The sequence below is a fragment of the Fodinibius salsisoli genome, from assembly GCF_026229185.1.
Taxonomy (GTDB): domain Bacteria; phylum Bacteroidota; class Rhodothermia; order Balneolales; family Balneolaceae; genus Fodinibius; species Fodinibius salsisoli.
Genome location: NZ_JAGGJA010000001.1, coordinates 522,611 through 541,844, shown reverse-complemented (window position 1 = coordinate 541,844; position 19,234 = coordinate 522,611). Strand labels below are relative to the sequence as shown.

The 19,234-nt window shown below is 47.1% G+C and carries 18 protein-coding genes; 7 read left to right on the top strand and 11 right to left on the bottom strand.

All coding sequences use genetic code 11. The features are described 5' to 3' along the window. Positions 1-233: 233 nt before the first annotated feature. The 4 genes from J6I44_RS02155 to J6I44_RS02140 all read right to left on the bottom strand — a co-directional run bounded on the left by J6I44_RS02155 (position 234) and on the right by J6I44_RS02140 (position 4,792). Positions 234-839 (bottom strand): choice-of-anchor V domain-containing protein, encoded by a 606-nt coding sequence (locus J6I44_RS02155; protein ID WP_265764300.1) that lies wholly within the window; start codon positions 837-839, stop codon positions 234-236. Between the two features lie 800 nt (positions 840-1,639). Continuing rightward, positions 1,640-2,650, bottom strand: a complete 1,011-nt coding sequence (locus tag J6I44_RS02150) for a Vgb family protein (RefSeq protein ID WP_265764299.1) — start codon at positions 2,648-2,650, stop codon at positions 1,640-1,642. Positions 2,651-2,652: 2 nt separating this feature from the next. Beyond that, positions 2,653-3,498 (bottom strand): slipin family protein, encoded by an 846-nt coding sequence (locus tag J6I44_RS02145; RefSeq protein WP_265764298.1) that lies wholly within the window; start codon positions 3,496-3,498, stop codon positions 2,653-2,655. Between the two features lie 28 nt (positions 3,499-3,526). After that, positions 3,527-4,792 carry an NfeD family protein gene (locus tag J6I44_RS02140; RefSeq protein ID WP_265764297.1) on the bottom strand — a complete coding sequence of 422 codons (1,266 nt, stop codon included), beginning with the start codon at positions 4,790-4,792 and terminating at the stop codon, positions 3,527-3,529. Between the two features lie 310 nt (positions 4,793-5,102). Between J6I44_RS02140 and J6I44_RS02135 the strand changes: the two genes are divergently transcribed. Together J6I44_RS02135 and htpX are read left to right on the top strand one after the other, a co-directional pair. Beyond that, the gene (locus J6I44_RS02135; RefSeq protein ID WP_265764296.1) at positions 5,103-5,693 is read left to right on the top strand and encodes a TetR/AcrR family transcriptional regulator; all 591 of its coding nucleotides are present in this window, start codon (positions 5,103-5,105) and stop codon (positions 5,691-5,693) included. Between the two features lie 148 nt (positions 5,694-5,841). Next, positions 5,842-6,708: a zinc metalloprotease HtpX gene (gene htpX, locus J6I44_RS02130; protein WP_265764295.1), complete on the top strand. Its 867-nt coding sequence runs from the start codon at positions 5,842-5,844 to the stop codon at positions 6,706-6,708. A gap of 22 nt (positions 6,709-6,730) precedes the next feature. Here the strand turns inward: htpX and J6I44_RS02125 are convergent, their stop codons facing one another. Next, the gene (locus tag J6I44_RS02125) at positions 6,731-6,934 is read right to left on the bottom strand and encodes a hypothetical protein (protein ID WP_265764294.1); all 204 of its coding nucleotides are present in this window, start codon (positions 6,932-6,934) and stop codon (positions 6,731-6,733) included. A gap of 85 nt (positions 6,935-7,019) precedes the next feature. Here J6I44_RS02125 and J6I44_RS02120 point away from each other — a divergent pair, with 85 nt between their 5' ends. Further along, positions 7,020-7,382: a hypothetical protein gene (locus tag J6I44_RS02120; RefSeq protein ID WP_265764293.1), complete on the top strand. Its 363-nt coding sequence runs from the start codon at positions 7,020-7,022 to the stop codon at positions 7,380-7,382. 69 nt (positions 7,383-7,451) lie between these two features. Here J6I44_RS02120 and J6I44_RS02115 read toward each other — a convergent pair whose 3' ends face one another. Then, positions 7,452-8,435, bottom strand: coding sequence for a collagen-like domain-containing protein (locus J6I44_RS02115; RefSeq protein ID WP_265764292.1), 984 nt, complete (start codon positions 8,433-8,435; stop codon positions 7,452-7,454). 222 nt (positions 8,436-8,657) lie between these two features. Here J6I44_RS02115 and J6I44_RS02110 point away from each other — a divergent pair, with 222 nt between their 5' ends. From J6I44_RS02110 to gnd, 3 genes are all read left to right on the top strand, one after another. Then, positions 8,658-9,440: a hypothetical protein gene (locus J6I44_RS02110; protein ID WP_265764291.1), complete on the top strand. Its 783-nt coding sequence runs from the start codon at positions 8,658-8,660 to the stop codon at positions 9,438-9,440. Between the two features lie 18 nt (positions 9,441-9,458). After that, a complete protein-coding gene (locus J6I44_RS02105) occupies positions 9,459-9,950 on the top strand; it encodes a gluconokinase (protein WP_265764421.1) in 492 nt (163 codons plus the stop codon). Between the two features lie 72 nt (positions 9,951-10,022). After that, complete coding sequence (gene gnd / locus J6I44_RS02100; protein ID WP_265764290.1) at positions 10,023-11,450, top strand: NADP-dependent phosphogluconate dehydrogenase; 1,428 nt, start codon at positions 10,023-10,025, stop codon at positions 11,448-11,450. A 172-nt stretch (positions 11,451-11,622) separates the two neighbouring features. Here gnd and J6I44_RS02095 read toward each other — a convergent pair whose 3' ends face one another. The 3 genes from J6I44_RS02095 to J6I44_RS02085 all read right to left on the bottom strand — a co-directional run bounded on the left by J6I44_RS02095 (position 11,623) and on the right by J6I44_RS02085 (position 16,779). Then, complete coding sequence (locus J6I44_RS02095) at positions 11,623-14,085, bottom strand: TonB-dependent receptor (protein WP_265764289.1); 2,463 nt, start codon at positions 14,083-14,085, stop codon at positions 11,623-11,625. Between the two features lie 748 nt (positions 14,086-14,833). Beyond that, positions 14,834-16,096, bottom strand: coding sequence for a sensor histidine kinase (locus tag J6I44_RS02090; RefSeq protein ID WP_265764288.1), 1,263 nt, complete (start codon positions 16,094-16,096; stop codon positions 14,834-14,836). Further along, entirely contained in the window at positions 16,093-16,779 is a 687-nt protein-coding gene (locus tag J6I44_RS02085; RefSeq protein ID WP_265764287.1) for a response regulator transcription factor, read from the bottom strand. The genes J6I44_RS02090 and J6I44_RS02085 overlap by 4 nt, the downstream gene beginning before the upstream one ends. 390 nt (positions 16,780-17,169) lie before the next feature. Here J6I44_RS02085 and J6I44_RS02080 point away from each other — a divergent pair, with 390 nt between their 5' ends. Next, positions 17,170-17,715 (top strand): DUF3124 domain-containing protein, encoded by a 546-nt coding sequence (locus tag J6I44_RS02080; RefSeq protein ID WP_265764286.1) that lies wholly within the window; start codon positions 17,170-17,172, stop codon positions 17,713-17,715. 6 nt (positions 17,716-17,721) lie between these two features. On the opposite strand, the gene J6I44_RS02075 is transcribed toward J6I44_RS02080, so the two are convergent. Then, complete coding sequence (locus J6I44_RS02075; protein ID WP_265764285.1) at positions 17,722-18,516, bottom strand: ABC transporter permease; 795 nt, start codon at positions 18,514-18,516, stop codon at positions 17,722-17,724. Beyond that, the gene (locus tag J6I44_RS02070) at positions 18,516-19,136 is read right to left on the bottom strand and encodes an ABC transporter ATP-binding protein (RefSeq protein WP_265764283.1); all 621 of its coding nucleotides are present in this window, start codon (positions 19,134-19,136) and stop codon (positions 18,516-18,518) included. The genes J6I44_RS02075 and J6I44_RS02070 overlap by 1 nt, the downstream gene beginning before the upstream one ends. Between the last annotated feature and the right edge of the window lie 98 nt (positions 19,137-19,234).

The window sequence follows — 19,234 nt, the reverse complement described above, 5'->3', positions numbered from 1 at the left end:
ATAAAACAACTTTCAGGGGAATAAATCCAGTGAAAGCTATTAACTTATTATGATGAAAGCGATTAGCTAAATCAGCGGCTGGCAGTAATGGTGGGTATGTGAAAGCAGCTAACAATAGAAAAGGGAGTTTAGCCATGCTGTGGACGTAATAACAACAACTGTTACTCATCCCACTTCTGGTCCAAGTTTCAAAGTTGGACCAGGTAAGGTTCCCCTACGATAATAATGGGGGATCATTTCTTTCCATCTCTATGAGCCACCGTAATTTCTTGGGCATAAATAAAATCCCCGAACTCCGACTGGTCACCGTTGGCGGCATTAACTGCAATATTAAATATTATAGTATCAGAGACCGTTTTAGGGGCTTTCCAGTTAATCTGCCAGCGGGCTTCGCTTTGGGCCGTCGGCTTCGTACCAGCTTTTGAATGCTGCACATATTGCAGTGAATCCGGAATAGATGAGGTTGCCATAATGCGGCTATTGCCTTCAATCTCAAAGCGACCAGCTTGGCGGCCATCTGGATAGCGGGCTGATAGTTGAAAGCCGCCCTTCCCCAACTTTTTGCGATCCACGGTAATGGTAATAGTGAGCGATTGGCCAGCATCAATAGTCTTCGGTATGCCGGCAACCGAGAGGCTGCCACCATCAGGGTTTAAGTCATAGTCGAAGTGGCAGCTGCGGCAGGTTTCTTCTCCGAATCCACCGGTGAACGCGCCGGTTAAGTGTTCGGGGTAGGACTGTGTACCCCGCTGGTGCTTCGGTATGGACTGGTTGGGACTGGGACCAAATAAAAAGCCTGCGATCAAGGTGAAGAACGGAAGCAGTACAAGTTTATACATGGCAACGGGGCATTAGATAGTTCCGTTTTATGTTAAAATACATTTTTTCTATTGAATTGCAGCTGGTTTATCCAACTGAAGCCACTCCTTACAAAGTCTTATAGTTATAAGGCCTGCTTTCATGGTTGTTGAAGGTCTCCCTCCTTACTACTCAGCCTAAAAGTCATACGAATGAGAATCGAAAAGTTATTCTAGTGACTTTTTAAATCTCATTCGTATGAGTCCCGGACACTCACTAGTATGACTTTTAGAATCTCATAGGAATGAGTCTTCAGTACTCATTCCTATGAGACACAGAGACTCATTAATATAACTTTTTGGGAGTCCTTATAAGGAGAAGCGGCTTGTATAGTAAGGTCAGACACCGGAACCTTATAAGTTGGAGGTAACGCATCAATAAGGAGGGTGGGAGATACCACGGCTGAGTTGTTGGTTATTCGGATCAAGGAGCATATCCAAATAAAAAATACGACTGGTCCAAGCCTCAAACTTGCACCAGTTTAGGTCATCTTGGCCACCGGGAGAAATCCTCAGTTCTCGAGGCAAGTGCCCAAACAGTAGAAGATTTCTCACTACGCTTGCGCTTGTTCGAAATGACAACGGTGTGAGGCGTTTCTAGCACCACAGTCTATGGCTGCCCCCTTATACTTACCTCACACAGTCATCTCGAGTGGAACGAGAGATCTTCTAAACTCCAGGCAACGTGCTTGAATAGTAGACGATCTCTCGAAAAGGCTTGAAATGACACGGCTGGTCCACGTTTCAAACTTGGATCAGGTTATTATGTAGATAAAAGTTTTTTATTGAATCCGGGCACGACCGAGATAATTCGTGTCGGTGCCGAACCAGATGGACTGGGTCAGCTGATGATAGACCATATGTCGTACGGTGCCGCCCCCGCTTTCAATGGCCGTAGAGCTGACAAACTCTTTGGCATCGGTGTCGAAGCCGACAAACATATTGGGCTGCACGCCGGTCTCTACCAGCCAGACACGATCTTCATCGTCCACCGTTACCGCATAGGGACGTGATTGCTCGCCGGAAGGCATGGGCCATTCGTCAAACGATCCGTCTTCTGGATTGTATCGGCCAATGTACCCGCGGCTGTAGTCTCCATACCAGATCATACCGTCGGAGGTCTGGGCGAGCCGGCGCGGACGAGATTCCTGGTTGGGAAGGTCAATTTCTTTGAGCTCCATGGTTTCCGGATCTACGGTGGCCAGCTTGTGGGTGCCAAACAGGGCAATCCAGGGCCGCTCCATATTTTGATCCATAATGAGTCCATAGGGACGCGCATGGTCGGTGGGAACGTCGAGAATCTGGGGTTCTCCAGTCTCAACATCCAGCTTGCCAACTGAATTGGCCCCCTGCGAGGTAAACCAGATATCGCCCTCGCTGTTAAAGGCCATGGTATGAGGATCCCGGGCGCTGTTATCATCGGGCATCATATGTTTGGTAATATCTCCGGTTTTGGGATTTACGGTGCCGATGTGGTTGGCACGGTTCCCCGCATACCAAGGCGTGCCTTCATCATCCACAATGACGGTATGGGGACCGGCCCCGTCGTCAAGGTCAAACTTTTGAAACTCTTCAGTTTCGGGATTAAACTCCGCTACGTAGTGCGTGCGCTGGCCGACGAACCAGATATGTCCGTCGGGTGCCACATATGGATCGCGCGGCCGGCTTTCTTCCCACGGGACTTCCCACTCGGTTATCGAAACATCAACAGTATTGGTAATCGGTTGGTCAGTCACCACAAAAGCCGAAGTAAAAAGGGCGGCAACAGTCAGGATGGCGAGTAGTTTTTTCATAGTTAGGTGTTTTCTTGATCATTGTCATCACTATTACCGTTATCCGGATCAATATTGGGCGCCTGTGGGATATTCATATTGCTTATCCCCTTGAATGATTCCATAAATTCCATCGGCAGCGGAAGTAAGGCAAAAGTGCTGTTTTCTTCGGCTACTTCATTCATGGTCTGCAGGAAGCGAAGCTGCAGTGCCATGGGGGCTTTTTCCATCATCTTGGCGGCATCCACCAGTCGCTCGGCGGCCTGGTATTCCCCTTGGGCATTAATGACTTTGGCCCGCCGGTCACGTTCGGTTTCAGCTTGTCGCGCCATGGCACGCTTCATGTTTTCGGGCAGCACCACGTCCCGTACTTCCACGGAAACCACTTTGATGCCCCAGGGATCAGTCTGGCGATCAATAATTTCCTGGATATTCTTATTCACCTTGTCACGGTTGGCCAGCAGTTCATCCAGCTCAACCTGTCCGACGATACTTCGGAGTGTCGTTTGAGCCAGCATGGAGGTTGCATGGATGTAGCGCTCTACCTGGATGACAGCCTCTTCTGCATCTATGACCCTGAAAAAGGTGATAGCATCCACGTTTACAGTAACGTTATCTTTAGTGATCACCTCTTGTTTGTCCACATTGATGGTAAGCACGCGCAAATCTACCCGCTCAATCTTATCAATAAAGGGAATCAGCACAATTAAGCCCGGCCCCTTGGTGCTTTTATATTTACCCAGCCTGAAGACTACGGCGCGTTCATATTCCCGCAATATCTTAAACATCTGAGGCAACAGGATGGCTGCCAGAACAGCAATGGTTATGATCCAAGTGATTGAGTTTACAAGTTCATTCCCATTTTCCATAGCGTTATAGGTTATGTTACAGTTGGCCTCATGAAGAGGAACGTTTCACTTTTGCAGTAAGTCCATCGATCTGTATAATTTCGCAGGCTTCTCCTTCTGTAATCTTTTCATCACTTATAGCATTCCAATATTCGCCATTTACAAAAATGCGTCCACTATTGCCGTCGATAGGTTCAATAACTTCTCCCTGTTTGCCGATCATCGATTCCTTGCCGGTAATATTATTGGCAAACTGTACACGGATGCCCTCAGTGACAATCCAGACAAAAAAGAGTGTCGTTAGCACCGTCGCCGGAACGAGCCAAGCCCATGATAGCTCCATTGATTGTGGAAGATCCTGAAAAAGCATCAGGGCCCCGAGGAAGAAAGATACGGCTCCCCCCGCGATTAGGATGCCAAAGGTCGGCGTAAAGGCCTCTGCTACAAACAGTACAATAGCCAGTCCAATCAGCGCAAAGCCGGCAATATTGATGGGCATAGAGGCAGAAGCATAGAGCACCAGAATAAGCGCAATAACGCCGGCCATGCCGGGTACAATAGCCCCCGGATTCGTTACTTCTCCAATGATACCATAAATGGCAATCATAGTGAGGATGAGCATAACTTCCGGACGCATAATAAAGCCCAAGAGATTTTCAGCCAGGTTGGTTGGAATTTCTGTGATGGTGGCATTACGGGTTTGCAAGGTATCTCCATTGACCACACGGCCATCGATCCCGGCTAACAGCTCTTCCCGATCGGCCGCTATAAAATCAATGACATTTAGCTCCAGGGCTTCCGCGTCCGTGATTGACTCTCCGTCTCTTACTGCTGATTTAGCCCATTCAGCATTACGATCGCGCCGGTTGGCAATACTTTCAATAAAACTCTCCGAGTAGTTGAAAATTTTCTTTTTCATTACCGAGTCGACCTGCCCGCCCCCCATTTGTACCGGCGAGGCCGCCCCGATGGTCGTGGTCGGAGCCATCACAGCAATATGGGCCGCCATGGTGATAAAGGTGCCCGCACTGGCCGCCCGTGCTCCTTCAGGGGCCACATATACAACTACCGGCATATCATCTGATTCCAAGAAGGCCTGAACAATATTCTTCGTCGACTCCAGCAAGCCACCGGGCGTATCTAACTGAATAATCAGGCACTCGGCACCCAGCTCGTTGGCTTCACGAATACCTCGGTTGATATAGTTGGTTGTAGTAGGTGAGATGGTTCCTCTGACGGAGATCATTGCCACAGATGAAGAGTCGGCCAGGCCCATAGAAGTACTATCTGGCTGAGTCAAACCTGGTTCAGCCATTAGAAGTAAAAATGATATGACTATAGCCAACCGCTTCATATAGGTAAGATATTAAAAAGCACCTTGGAAACAATAGGTAGTAGAGATTAAATTTTAATTTTTAACGCCCCCCTAAGAACCCAGTATTACGGTTGTCGGATAAAGTTAGGCTGGTAAAGTATTGGTTGATGGGCCTGCGAGTCTTCAGGGGATCTAAGAAAGGATAACCATCGATTATTTCATCAATAAATTTCTTGGTTAGTATAGCTTGACTTAATGTCAGGCCGGCTTTATTTTAATTATATATAAGGTTAACTAATTAATTAGTTTTATGGCTGAGGATACAAGAACGGAAATTATAGAAGCCGCGCGCCGAGAATTTTTGGCTCATGGTTATGAAGGGGCTCGTCTTCAAAAGATCGCAGATCAGATTGGCGTTACCAAAGCTATGATCCACTATTACTTTAATACCAAGAAAGAGCTGTTTGAGCAGGTATATAGCCGTTCTGTGGAGCTCATGTTTAGTGGATTATCTGAAACGTTGGAAAAAGACATCCCCCTTTTCAAAAAAATTGACCAGCTGGTTACCGTATGTATGGAAAAGGCACAATCGGAGTCTGAGGTCCTGGGATTTGTCTTAACAGAAAGCGATCGAAATACCGAATGGCTCCTCCCGATCTTTGATGAGCACGTTACTCTCGAAAAAGGCTCATTCACGAAACAGCTGGAAGAAGCAGCTTCTAACTATATGGTTAGCTCCGTACAGCCGGAGCAGCTACTGCTCAATATCTTTTCACTCTGTTATTACCCGTCCTTATCTTCAGCAATCAATCGTTCATTACTTGGTGTAGAGGTTGATGGTGATATCAGCAAACGAAAGGGTATTGTTCTGGATACTGTTCTAAACTGGTTAACAGCTTAGCAATGCAAAACGGTGCTCTCCGCAAATATTGTTGTTGTATACAGATGAATAAAAATTCTTATGCGTTAACTATAAGAAACCTTGCCACAATTTGAACGTATAATGAATTTAATACTTTCTAAGTGAGCATAACTTGGTGGGTGAAATTATGAATAGAAATGGATTGCGTACGGTATTTTTAATGACACTTGTGGCTGTCCTGTTGATGATAGTAGGACAGCTTCTGGGAGGTACAACAGGTTTGATCATTGCCTTTATTGTTGCCATGGGCATGAACGTTTTTAGCTACTGGCAGTCTGATAAAATGGTATTGCGGATGTATGATGCCCAACTTATTGACCAGCAGTCGCACCCTCAACTGTATCGTATGGTTAGCGAGTTGGTGGAACGGGCAGATTTGCCGATGCCCAAATTGTATATCATTCCGCAACAACAGCCGAACGCCTTTGCAACGGGACGAAATCCAGAGCATGCGGCTGTGGCATTTACGCAGGGAATTCTGCAGACACTAAACCGGAATGAGTTGCGTGGGGTTACAGCTCATGAGCTGGCTCATATTAAAAATCGTGATATCCTAACACAGACTATTGTCACTACCGTCGTAAGCGCGCTGAGCTTACTGGCTCAATTTGCTTATTTTATTCCAATGGGGAATAGCGAGCGGGGAAGTAATCCCCTGGTTGCGTTGATCGTTCTTATCACAGCCCCTATCGCCGCAATGATGCTGAAAGCCGCCATCAGCCGGACGCGTGAATATGAAGCTGATCGGGAGGGCGCGGAGATTTCAGGTAATCCCCAACATTTGGCATCAGCATTACAACGTATCCAAAAGGCGGCCGAAGAAGTGCCGATGCGGGTTTCGGAATCGGCGATGCGGTCGACATCCCATATGTTTCCCGTCAACCCCTTTAGCGGTGGAAAACTGATGAGTCTATTTGCGACTCATCCAGATACTGAAGATCGGGTTAGTCGTCTGCTGTATATGGAGCGAACCGGCGAGTATCAGTTTAAATAAAAAGAGGAGACTTGGTGCCTTGCTATTCTTCTTCAGCGTTATGCTGCTCTTTATACGCATTTTTGATACGCTGATTCATATGTCTTCTATAGTTCTTATACTCATATTTTCGGACGGTAAATTCAGATCGATAGGTACCGTCATTACAGACCACTTGTAATTTATTGGGGTGATCAGTTTCCGTAATTTCTACCTCAATGGAGCCCAGCTTATAAGAGTCAACCAAAACAGAAGTCGTTATTTTTAACTTTTTGTTAGATGAAGATAAGCACAATGTTGGTCTTTTTGAACCCTAACTATTTTTGGCAGGGATGACACCACGGGGACACCTGTGGAAGTTATTTTTCTCCCTGATGGGCTACCGACTTGTAAAAGATATCAAACACATGTACCACTCTGCGTGCAAGGGTAACTATTTTCAGCCAATCTTTGAGCGTAAGCTGGCCCAATATATCCAGAGGCGTGCTCCCAAAAACTCTATCCATTGGCAGAAGCTTAAGTATGAGTTTCATAATATTTACAGAAAATGTCGTGATGGCAATAAGTCTGCTGCCGCATATCTGGAAGTAATAGCAGAACTGACTGAAGCGGCTTTAGATGGGGCCCATAAGCAGGTAGAACTGGATGTTAGCACACTTAAGGTTGTTTCAGCTCACAAAGAGAGGGAGCTATAAAAAATGGCCACTGCCATTGAGGCAGCAGCCATCAAGGTACAAATTTATCAGATAAATGGTTGGCTAGCCTTACCTGCCAAATCGTTGTTGGATTTCTTGGTACGACATCTGCTTTATATGCTCTCGGGAGAGCTTTTGTTTGACTGCAACGCTGCCCGGGATGATGACAAACCGGTATTCGAGGCTGCTGGCAAAGCCAACGCTGGCGCTGTTATCCAGGGTAAATCGGGTGATATACAGTCTATTCAACCTTGGTAAGAAGTCCATGACATTTGCGTCGCCGCCGGCATAGCTGGTATAAGGCAAGGGGTATATATCGCCGGAAAAGTTCATGTAGACATTGATAGTACCTTGATCCAGGATCTCCTGGGAGATCTGTGGAGCATCAATATGGCCCACTTGCATGTCGCTTCCGTCGATAGTGGTATCGCGTACAGCGGAATCCAGGTTCGTCCAGGCAGAGTACATAACGTTTGCGGTTCCCTTGAGATCAAGAGGTGAACCCCAGCCACTGTTGGTTTTTGGGCCGTAAAGCTGGAAGTTGGATTTGTCAAGGTAGTAGTCGCCCTCTACGCCCAGTGATGCTGCAGGAGCGCCGGTGCCCGAGTGAATCTGGCTTCCATCTTCACCATCTTGTCCGTCGGCACCATCATCGCCCTTAGGCCCTTCAGGTCCTTGTGGCCCCTGATCACCCTGTGGTCCTTGGTCGCCCTGGTCTCCTTTGGGACCTTGCAGGCTAATGGGGGTTCCCCAGCCATTATTTGTTTTAGGGCCATACAGCTCCCCGGTGTCCTGATCTAAATAATAGTCATCTATTTCGCCAATATCCGAAGCAGGGGCGCCGGTACCGGCATGGATAATACTGCCATTTTCACCAGCTGGCCCTATAGGCCCTTCGGGGCCCTGCTCACCCTGTGGTCCTTGCGGGCCATCCGACCCCGCGGGACCTTCACAACCTGCGATAGTACCCAGTATTAAAGCCAGAGGAAGTGCAAGAAGTAGTAGCTTTCTAAGAATGATATATTCGCTCGCTCTCTTTTTTATAGTTTCCATAACAATTTTTTCTTTTTAATTAAAGATTGATACATCCAAGGGAAGGCACTCTATTCCCTCCTTCATTAATAGTATACGTGTCAAAAATCAGGAATAGGTCACATAGGGAACGATAAAGAACATGATCTGAATAACTTCAGGGTTGAGATTGTCGGTATTCCTCCTAATTTATGGGTGCGACTTGCGATATGAGGTCTAATTCAATAGGATACAGGAAGTACTATGCCCCAAATTATTGACCCTGAAAACTTCGATCCGCCTGGTACATTCCGAGAAACGATCCCCCATCCCGCGGGACATCATCGGGCCATCGAGAAAGCCATAATGATGGAGCACCGGTTTGCCTTTTTTTTCTGGATGAAATGGACGCGGGTTCTTCAAAGCCATAGCTGGCTACAGCAAGAGGCACCCACACTGGTAACCATAGACTGGCATCGGGACCTCGCTCCGCCTACGGCCGAACAGAAAGAAGGACTGGACAGGCTAAACTCAGCAAATCTTTCGGAAGTAGCTCAATATGTATGGAAAAAGTTTGATCAGACCAACGATGGACATATTTTGTGCGCGGCCTGGTTAAACCTTGTAGGTGATATTATCTTGCTAAAAAATTCCGCTGATTCTATGCAACACACCTTTACCGACCGGAACGGCCACCGCCATACGATCCGGGAATTTAGGGAATTGAATCAGCTGGAAAACTATTTACAGCAGCGGAAGGATAAAAATATCTTTCTGGATGTCGACCTGGACTACTTTATTCATGGCAAGGGAAATATCGTTTATCCTGATACCTTTGAGCCGTATTCGGCCCAGGAAATCAAAGCTGTAATTGATTATGAGAATAAGTTCTTTAAATACCTGTTACCCCGAATAGATGGTATGACCATTGCTCAGGAGCCATCGTACTGCGGAGGAATTGTGAATTCCTGTCGCATTATGGAGGTAGTTAATAGCCAGCTGTTTGATAAAAATAACAATTGGAGGCATTTGGATTCCAGTACTTAAAAAACAATTAATAACGTGATGGTATATATAATGATGGGAGTTTCCGGCGCGGGCAAAACACTCGTTGGCCAAAAATTAGCTAAGCGCATGGACCTGCCCTTTTTTGATGGTGATAACTTCCATCCGGAAGCTAATATTCAAAAAATGGCCTCCGGTCAACCGTTGAATGATAATGACCGACGGCCCTGGCTCGAATATTTAGCTAAGAACGTTAAAGAGTGGCAGCAGTCCGGGGGAGCGGTACTGGCATGCTCAGCCCTGAAGCAAAAGTATCGAGCTACGCTCACCTCTCAAGAAGAGGCCTCTTTTATTTATCTGAAGGGCACCCTCTCGCTTATAGCCAGTCGATTGGCCGAGAGGTCAGACCATTTTATGCCGGAAGAGTTGCTTCAATCCCAATTTGAAGCCTTGGAAGAGCCCCGGGAGGCCATAACCGTTTCTATAGACCAACCACCTGGCGAAATCGTAGATGATATTATTGCGCAAATCCAAATGAAGGAACAGCATTAGCATCCCGAAAGTTTTATATAGACATTGAGCAGTAAGAACGATCCGTTGACATAATTTGAAGATTATTACGCTATGAAAAAATCAGACATCGGTATTTACGGCCTTGGAGTCATGGGGCGAAATTTAGCCTTGAACTTTAATGACCATAACTTTCAGGTTTCCGTCTATAACCTGGATTTGCCCGGCGAAGAAAATTTGGTTGATGCGTTTCTGTCGGGCCCTGCGGCTGAAACAAATATTCAAGGCTTTCAGGAAGCGGAGTCTTTTATCCAGTCGCTGGACCGCCCCCGAAAAGTTTTGCTGATGGTCAAGGCGGGCGCACCGGTAGATAGCGTGATCAATCAGCTAACCCCACTGCTTGATGCAGGAGATATCATCATAGATGGTGGTAATACGCACTATGCGGATACAAATCGCCGGATGGCGGCCGCAGCCGAGCATGGCATTCAATATGTGGGGATGGGGGTCTCAGGAGGCGAAAAGGGAGCGCGTTATGGTCCCTCGTTAATGCCTGGGGGAGACGCCAATGCCTGGGCAGTTGTTCAGCCGATGTTAGAAGCCGCGGCCGCAAAAAACGAAGATGGCAACCCTTGCTGCTCTTGGATGGGTAACGAAGGCGCAGGGCATTTTGTGAAGATGGTGCATAATGGAATTGAATATGCCATCATGCAGCTACTTGCAGAGTGTTACCAGATCATGAGTGAGGGATTGGCGCTAACCAATAGTGAAATGGCCGACACCTTCCATGCCTGGAATAACGATTTGTTAGAAAGTTACCTGCTCGATATTACGGCAAAGATTTTTACAGTAGGCGATGAAGAAAATCCGAAAGAACTAGTGCTTGATAATATCCTCGACAAGGCTGGCCAAAAAGGAACCGGCCGATGGACCGCGTTGACGGCTTTGGAGCTGGGTATTCCGCTTCCGATGATTACTGAAGCAGTATACGCCCGAACCATATCCAGCTTTAAAGACTTGAGGGAGGAAGCCTCCAAAGCCATTAAGAATGAGGGGGCCGTAGCGGATCCAAAATTAAAGTTGGAGCAACTACAACAGGCACTGCTGGCCGGTAGCCTGGTTGCCTTTGCGGAAGGGTTTTGGTTGTTAAAAGCAGCCAATCAAGAATTTGGATGGAATATATCTTTCCAAGAGGTCGCTGAAACATGGCAAGGGGGATGTATTATCCGGTCAGCACTATTGCATCCGATAGCAGATGCGTTCTGTGAAAATGGGAAGCTACCGCACCTGTTTATGGCTCCTGTATTCCAAAAGATACTGGCCAGCGGTCAGCAAGATTGGCGTTCTGCGGTGGCCTTCGGTGTGCAATCCGGTATCCCGGTACCGGCGATGGCCGCGGCGCTTTCTCATTATGACGGTCTGCGGACAGGGCGACTGCCAGCAAATCTTATACAGGCGCAACGCGACTTTTTTGGAGCCCATCAGTATGAACGGGTCGACCAGCCCCGGGGCAAGATGTTTCATACCCAGTGGGAGGAGTGATAAATGGATGGGCTAATGGACGTTTTTTGGGCACTATCCTGAACCCTTTCAGGTTAATGCCGAGGCATCAATACATTTATAAAAATAGGCCACAGATTCTTCCAAACCTGTGGCCTCTAAGGGAAAATGGCACGGGATTTAAGGTGCCATCTTATGGAAATAAGCTTCTTTCCTAATAATCACCGCCCGGTCCGCCTCCACCTCGGCTTCGTTCTTGCTCTCTGCCGAAGAAGTACTGGAAGTTTAGTGAAAAAGAGCGTGTTGACCAGCTAAACTGACGCTGGGTAAAATAATCTGTGTTGGGATTCCCATCCGTATTCACCGTATGGTCAAAGTTCTGAGCATCAAAGACGTCGCGGACATTAAAAGTGATTTTGGCACGTTCATCAAGCACATCATAAGAGATGCCGGTATCGGTCATGGTCATGCCCTCGCGACTACCCTGGGGGGTGGAACTTGGTCCCCGATACCGCATAGAGGCCTGGTAATTGAGGCCATCAAAAATCTCCCAACGAAGCCGCATCCGTGCCTGGAAGTTATCGGAAGAACTGCTGAAAATACGAGTCACATCCTGACTCTCATATGTTCCGTCCATATCAGACTTAAAGAGGTTTGCACTTCCATTGAGGGTAAAGATATCGCCAATTTCCTGGTCGGCTGAAAACTCAATACCCCACGCTCGTTCGCGGGCAAAGTTGATGGGACGTATGAATTGAACCCCGTTCTCCTGCTCGGTAATACGTTCAATAACATCTGTTCGGTACCGATAGTAAAAACTGGTTAGCAGAGAGCCGGATCCCCAGTAGTGCAGGTAGCCTGCCTCATACGAATTACTGTACTCCGGCGTCAGGTTAGGATTTCCGGTATATTGACTTCGGTTATCATCAAAATCGATGCCTGGCAACAGAGAGCGAGACCATGGGCGGCGCAGCCGGCGACTATAACTTACCTGCACTGATTGTTGATCATTAAAGGCATAGTTGAGGAACACACTGGGAAACAAGCCAATATAATTCTGTTCATTGACGTCGCCCGTCTGTTTGATTTCTGTTTTGATATTCGTGTTTTCAGCTCGTAAACCCACCTGTCCCGAGAAATCGCCAAACTCGCCACCAAGAATCAGGAAGGCCGCATTCACATTCTCACGATACAGGAAGTTTTGGGTATAGGCCGGCTCTTCTTCCCATACGCCATCAACCAGCGTGGCCGCACTGTAGCCCGTATCCATCCACTCGGTGTCGGTACGGAGGCCGGCTTCCAGCTTGCCGTTTTCGCCGAGGGGACGCTGATAGTCGGCGTTAATTCGAAAATCCATTTCTTCTTCATTATCCTCAGCCCGCTGCTGGAGCGGAGCTGCAGCCCCTTCTCGGACTATTTCGTTGATATCCGTATCCGCATTTTCGCGGCTGATATCAAAGCTGGCGTCGGCTTCAAACTTATGATCATCACCGTCGATCTTATTTTCGTAATCGAGGTTGAAGTCGAAGTTACGCTCATGGGCTTCTTCTTCGGTATCACGCAGGGTAATTTCTTCCGGTGAACCGCTTATATAGTTCATGGGATTTCCTTCAAAATTGTCTCCGTTGTAGGTCCAATCCGAATAGGCCCAGTCGGTATAAGTCATATCTTCATTGTTGGTCTCCTGCTCAAGGCTGATATAACTGCTGGCCGTCAATATTTCGTTATCAGAGAGGTAGAAATCGGCCCCTACACGGAAGTCGCCATCAATTTCTGCTTCCTGGGCATCCGTTTGCTCACGGTACATGTACTGGGTGTCGGGTCCTGAGAATCGCTGAAAGGAACTACCCGACTCCGGCTCGGATCGAAAGTCGGCTCCGATGTTTGTAAACCAGTTGACATTTTCGGTTCGATAATTCAGGTTAATCGATCCCTCATACTCCTCTGGATATCCGCCGCCTACACTGGCACTACCGTTAAGGCCAAGCTCGCGGTCATCAGTAAGAATAATATTAATGATTCCACCGGACCCTTCGGCTGCGTATTTGGATGAGGGGTTCGTTATAATTTCCACTTCCTTAATCATTGTGGAGGGGATGCTCCGCAAGGCATCTACATCGCCGCTGACCATGCTCGAGGGTTTGCCATTGATGAGGACGCGAACCGACTCATTGCCCCGCAAGCTGATATTGCCATCAATATCAGTAGCGATAGAAGGCACATTATTTAAAACGTTAATGGCTGATCCGCCGAGACTGGTGATATCCTGGCCTACATTGAACACTCGCTTGTCAAAATTCATCTCCATCTGCGAGCTTTCAGCGCGTACTACCACTTCATCCAACTCCTCTGAAGTAGCCTGTAGCGTTATCTCGCCCAAATCCTGGGTTTCTCCCGCCCCAACAGAGACCGTCTCGGTATAGGGAGCAAAAGAAACAAACGTTATTTTGATGACGTATTTTCCAGGGTCAACGTCTACAGTAAAGGAGCCGTCGCCCTCGGTCGGCGCCCCGGTTATAACCTCCGACTGTGTAGAATCATAAACCGATACAGAGGCGGAAGGGACGGGATCGCCCTGCTGGTCATATACTTCTCCGGTGATTATTCCATCATCCTGGGCGATTGCCATTGATGTAATCATAAAGGTGCCGATCAATAGCGATAGTAACTTCTTCATCGTAGCGTAAATAATATTAGTATGCGTTGACTTTTTGCTTCGGTATTAACGTAACAGAGGATCTTGTGCTAACGTTGTATGAAATCTGAAGCAAATTTAAAGAGTTCGGCTTATAGCACCGTTATAACAAAAATTTACATTTTAGTGGGGCCGAGCTGTGGAATAAAGATACAGGGATGCTCTTGTTTGGGGCCCACTACGCCGAAGTAGCATAGCTACGTAGGCTGTACTGGAAATTTCTTGGCGGCGCTCATGGCCTTCATGCTGTATAAATTCAATGGTCCTTTTACTGTTTTAACCTTGTGTTAAAATCAAACCGGGGTGAATTTATACGGTCGCACTCCACCCTTTCGCGCTCTTAGCCAACAAATTTAAGGCCGATGGAACTTTAGTTTATCAGATAGAACTCTTTCCAGCCTCAGAATTGTAAATGCATTGGATTGCCAATACATCCATAGCGCGGGAATTTATCCCGCGTCGGAAAAGGATTGCATAATCCTGTGACAACGCAGAGCATTGTCACAAGATATTTTATAGGGAATATGATCCCGGAGAAACGAATCCGGGGGCATTATTCAGGTCCCTCCTTCAGGAGGTTAGGGGGCATTGAGGCCGGAGGTAGTCAAAATACTCATCGGATAAGTAACAGGACCTTATCTCATGAGCTGAATACTTTCACTCATCCGATGAGTTGCATGCCCAAAAATGGAATTGCAGCTGTTGTTATCTACTTACTCCTGCCATTAGGCTAAAACCGAATGGTGATTGAATGCCACTTCCCGTCATTCTCATAGGAAATGGTGTAGTCGTTTTGATCCACAATACGTTGTATGATGGAAAGCCCGAGACCGATAGAGGCCATCCCCTGCTCCGCTTTCTTAAAGCGTCCAAAAAGCTTGTCGGGATCAACTTCGAGCTCTTGACCCGTATTGGTAATCTTGAGCTGCTCGTTTGTTAACGTAATATCGATTTGGCCGTTTTCAATATTATGCTTGATAGCATTTTGGAACAGGTTGGTCCACATGATATCTGCTAAGACCGGATGTATGTTGAGAGTTACCCCCTCCTCGAGATCAGTGTTTACCTCCAGGCCATTAAGCATGATGAACTCTTCAAAAGCCCGGGTGCTCTCGGTAATCAGTTTGGTGAAGTTGACCTTATCTTTATTCGTAAACTCATGGTTTTCAATTTTGGTCAGCAGGGCGAGTGATTCGCTCAGGCGCGACAGTTTCTTGATGGATCGCTGGCTGGCCTCCACATACTTGTACTGCTCTGGGGAGAGGTCCGTTTCGGTAAGCAGCTCCAGCTTACCCTGGGTAATGGCGAGCGGTGTTTGTAGCTCGTGTGAGGCGTTTTCAGCAAACTCCTTCAGATTGATATAGTCAGCCACCGCCTTCCGGGTCATCTCTTCGACAAAGTGATTCAGGTCGTTGAACTCCTCCACATTCGTCTCCTTGGCACGGATGGGCTGTTTGTTTTGAATACTAAAGTTCTTGATACGATCCAGTGTTTCACGGAACGGTTTAAAGAGGCGCCCGGGGATAATAAATCCTAAGCCAATGGCCCCTATAAGCTGCATCCCCAATATCCACAGCAGGATCTGTGTTACCGCTTCAGTGATGTCGTCGCTCTCAACCAGCGCGCCGTGGGTAGAAATGTAGTAGCTGGTGTCTTCTACCGTGCGGAAGGCCGATACCTTCAGGTTGGTTTCCATTTGCTGCAGGCGATCGTGCCATACCAGGGTATCCTTAAAGTTGATTTCGGGTTCTACAACATGCGGCAGTGGGCGTACAATCAGATTGCGGCCTTCGGGGTCTTGCATCTTTTCCAGCTTAAAGCTTTTGCCCTGTTCCAGCAGATAGGTAACCCGGTCGATGCGATCCATGAAACGCCATTTCATCTCCTTGTCTACCTCGCCCTTAATAATGAAGTAGGAAAGGTAGCCCCCGATGCCCAGCACGATAACCGTGACAATAAGGTAAATGAATATAAATTTGGTGATGAGCTTCATACTTGTCGGGGGACCTTAAATTTATAACCGATGCCATATACGCTCTCAATATAATTTTGAGCGCCTGCGGATTCCAACTTTTTACGCAGGTTTTTTATATGCTGGTAGACAAAATCAAGATTGGTGAGGTGGTCGACATAATCGCCCCACAGGTGCTCAGCGATGGTCTGCTTGGAGAGTACCCGGTTTTTGTTGGAAGCAAAGTAAAGCAACAGGTCATACTCCTTGGGGGTGAGGTCGACGATGGAATCATCAATCGTGACTTCCATGGAATCCGTATCAATAGCTATTTCGTTGATATTCAGGATCTCCTGCCCGTCTCGCTGATTCCGTCGGTTGACTGCCTTGATGCGGGCATGCAGCTCAGGCAGTTGAAAGGGCTTGGTGATATAGTCATCAGCCCCCAGCTCCAGCCCTTTCACTTTGTCATCCAAAGCATTTTTGGCTGAAATAATGATTGTGCCGGCCTGGGGATTCACGGACCGCAACTCGCGCAGCACTTGCAGGCCAGACCCACCGGGAATCATAATATCGATGAGCACCACATCGTAGGTGTACGACATCACTTTATCAAAAGCCTCTCGGTAGTTTTGGGCAAACTCACAGATATATCCTTCCCGTTTCAAATAGGTTCGGATATTCTGCAGGAGCTCTTCATTATCTTCAATGATCAAAAGTTTCATAACTCAGAACATAAAAAATGATTTTGAAGCAAAACTGAAGTTTGGAAATGCATTTTATAATTGTAATCCATAGCAATGATAAAATAGATGATAGTTTTATGTCAGGTCTTGCCTGCCTCGCCTGGTTCAAGGTTGCAATCTGGGCCAACCCGTTAAAATATTCTGGTTGGATTCCTTAATTAGCCGTCATGCATTTACAATAAATTCAAGTGCATCCCTAAAGGTATTTAAAGTCCAGCCCTTGAACGTTAGGTATTTATTGTATCGAAGCCAAGGCTTTAAAACAACTATTCAGCTATATTCTTTTGGATCAGTTCAGGAAGACCATTAGCTCTTTGATAAGCTTTGGTTATATTGATGATCTGTCAATGATCTTAAAAACTGGATATCATGAAGCCTTATTGGTTTATCGCAATGTGTGGGCTCCTGTTTATAGGGTGCACCAACGAGTCGCCCCAAAGGGGTGGGGAACGGGATACTCCACCCGACTCAACGTTTGTACCCTCTGCTGGTCTGCCCGATTCCAGTACCTATGAGCGGGCAAGCAGTAGTATGGGCCAGCTTATCTATATACCGGTATATTCGCATATTTATCAACAAGATCGGCAAAAGACGTTCAACTTGACGGCCACGCTGAGTATTCGTAATGTCGATCCTTTCCGTACGCTCCGGCTTAGAAAAGTCGCTTATTATGATTCCGGTGGACAATTGATTCAGCACTATTTGGAAGAATCAATACAGTTGGAACCCTTGTCTTCTACTTCTTTTGTCGTTGAAGAACGTGATTTGCGGGGGGGCGTTGGTGCAAACTTCCTGGTTCGTTGGATCGCGGAAAACGAGGTGAACCCGCCCATTGTTGAAGCGGTGATGATAAGTACTTCTCAGCAGCAGGGTATTTCATTCATAAGCGAGGGTCGTGTTATAGAAGAGTATTAACTAGCATTAATGGTCCTTTAAGATCGACTTATCAAGCATATCCGTATCCTTGAATACAAAGTAGTTCGTGAAGCGGATGCCCAGGAAAACGGACAGGATAGTTCCAGAGAAAATAGCCACCATGATCATAATTTGATATTTAATGGCAATGAGAGGAGAGCTGCCGCTCAGTATCTGTCCCGTCATCATGCCGGGCAGCGAAACCAGCCCGATGGTTGCCATAGAAGCCAGTGTGGGGTTAGCGGATTTCTTCAGGGCCTCGCTTATAAACGATTGTAATGCTTCTGTTTTTGATGCCCCGCAGGCAAGATAAAACTGGTAACGCTCTTCATGTTCGTTCAGGCTGTAATAGAACGCATTAATCCCGATTACGTTACTTCGCAGGCAGTTGCCTAATACCATGCCGGTAATGGGAATGGTATATTGTGCCGCTAAAAATTTAGGCAACTGTATAACTACCTGTAGAAAAAACAGATCAATCACTACAATACCTAAGAAGGTGGCCCCAAAGATAGGCACCAGTAGCGACCATTTGCGACGAAGTTCGCTGCGGTCTATGGTTGCAAAATCTGCAATTATTACCATTATCATAATCCAGCCGGCATTAACCCAGGGATTATCATACAGGAACAGGTACTCCAGGTAATAACCGACGAAAAGCAGCTGCAGCACCATACGTACAGAAGCGGTGAGTAGCTTTTTGTTGAGGCCGGTCTGGTACTTCCAGAGGATGTAAGCGGGAAGCAGAAGAATGACAAAGGCGGTAGCCAGCTGAAGCCAGGAAAGGTCTATAATATCCATTAGTCTAAAGAAACAGTATAGTCGGCATGATCAAGCCAAAAGGGGTCGTGGGATGTAGATACCACTGTTTTGCTTGTGTTTGCCAGCAGAAGGTTTGTAATTCGTTGTTTGGAAAGGCTGTCGAGGGCCGAAGTGGGTTCATCCAGCAGCAGGAGCGGCTTGTCGAGCAAATGGCAGAGGGCGATCCCCACCCGTTGCCGCTGCCCGGTGGAAAGGGACTGAAACGATTTCCCAAGGGTGTGGTCAGCGAGCCCCAGCTGAGAGAAGGTGGAAAGGCACTGTTCTCGGTCCGGCCGATTAGATTCATTGAGCCTAAAGGTAAAGGGCTTCCGGATGAGCTCTTCGACGGTGCCGGATCCCAAATCCAAATCTTGTGGCAACCAGGCTGAGGAACTTCGTATGTCAGGGGTGTCCATATCGTCAAAAAAACGGATAGTGCCGCGTGTAGGTTTCTCAAACCCCAAAAAGAGCTTGAGCAGTGTGGTCTTTCCGGCTCCAGACTCTCCTTTAAGAATCGTATGCTGCCCCCGGGGAATGTCGAAAGACAGATCCCGTAAGATGGGCTCCTCTCCAAAACTAAAATGGAGATTCGTGCAGGATATTAGCGGTTGTTGAGTCATGCTTTTAATTTTTTATTGGAACATATAGGCTAAAATATGGCATTGATCTTTTCTGTATGCAAAAGTTGCAGTAGTTGGAAAGTAATATGTTCCATAAA

What these genes read in the sequence shown, in the direction of transcription:
- J6I44_RS02155 (WP_265764300.1), bottom strand. Translation starts at nt 839, where the DNA reads ATGTATAAACTTGTACTGCTTCCGTTCTTCACCTTGATCGCAGGCTTT.
- J6I44_RS02150 (WP_265764299.1), bottom strand. Translation starts at nt 2,650, where the DNA reads ATGAAAAAACTACTCGCCATCCTGACTGTTGCCGCCCTTTTTACTTCG.
- J6I44_RS02145 (WP_265764298.1), bottom strand. Translation starts at nt 3,498, where the DNA reads ATGGAAAATGGGAATGAACTTGTAAACTCAATCACTTGGATCATAACC.
- J6I44_RS02140 (WP_265764297.1), bottom strand. Translation starts at nt 4,792, where the DNA reads ATGGCTGAACCAGGTTTGACTCAGCCAGATAGTACTTCTATGGGCCTG.
- J6I44_RS02135 (WP_265764296.1), top strand. Translation starts at nt 5,103, where the DNA reads ATGGCTGAGGATACAAGAACGGAAATTATAGAAGCCGCGCGCCGAGAA.
- htpX (WP_265764295.1), top strand. Translation starts at nt 5,842, where the DNA reads ATGAATAGAAATGGATTGCGTACGGTATTTTTAATGACACTTGTGGCT.
- J6I44_RS02120 (WP_265764293.1), top strand. Translation starts at nt 7,020, where the DNA reads ATGACACCACGGGGACACCTGTGGAAGTTATTTTTCTCCCTGATGGGC.
- J6I44_RS02115 (WP_265764292.1), bottom strand. Translation starts at nt 8,435, where the DNA reads ATGGAAACTATAAAAAAGAGAGCGAGCGAATATATCATTCTTAGAAAG.
- J6I44_RS02110 (WP_265764291.1), top strand. Translation starts at nt 8,658, where the DNA reads ATGCCCCAAATTATTGACCCTGAAAACTTCGATCCGCCTGGTACATTC.
- J6I44_RS02105 (WP_265764421.1), top strand. Translation starts at nt 9,459, where the DNA reads ATGGTATATATAATGATGGGAGTTTCCGGCGCGGGCAAAACACTCGTT.
- gnd (WP_265764290.1), top strand. Translation starts at nt 10,023, where the DNA reads ATGAAAAAATCAGACATCGGTATTTACGGCCTTGGAGTCATGGGGCGA.
- J6I44_RS02095 (WP_265764289.1), bottom strand. Translation starts at nt 14,085, where the DNA reads ATGAAGAAGTTACTATCGCTATTGATCGGCACCTTTATGATTACATCA.
- J6I44_RS02090 (WP_265764288.1), bottom strand. Translation starts at nt 16,096, where the DNA reads ATGAAGCTCATCACCAAATTTATATTCATTTACCTTATTGTCACGGTT.
- J6I44_RS02085 (WP_265764287.1), bottom strand. Translation starts at nt 16,779, where the DNA reads ATGAAACTTTTGATCATTGAAGATAATGAAGAGCTCCTGCAGAATATC.
- J6I44_RS02080 (WP_265764286.1), top strand. Translation starts at nt 17,170, where the DNA reads ATGAAGCCTTATTGGTTTATCGCAATGTGTGGGCTCCTGTTTATAGGG.
- J6I44_RS02075 (WP_265764285.1), bottom strand. Translation starts at nt 18,516, where the DNA reads ATGGATATTATAGACCTTTCCTGGCTTCAGCTGGCTACCGCCTTTGTC.
- J6I44_RS02070 (WP_265764283.1), bottom strand. Translation starts at nt 19,136, where the DNA reads ATGACTCAACAACCGCTAATATCCTGCACGAATCTCCATTTTAGTTTT.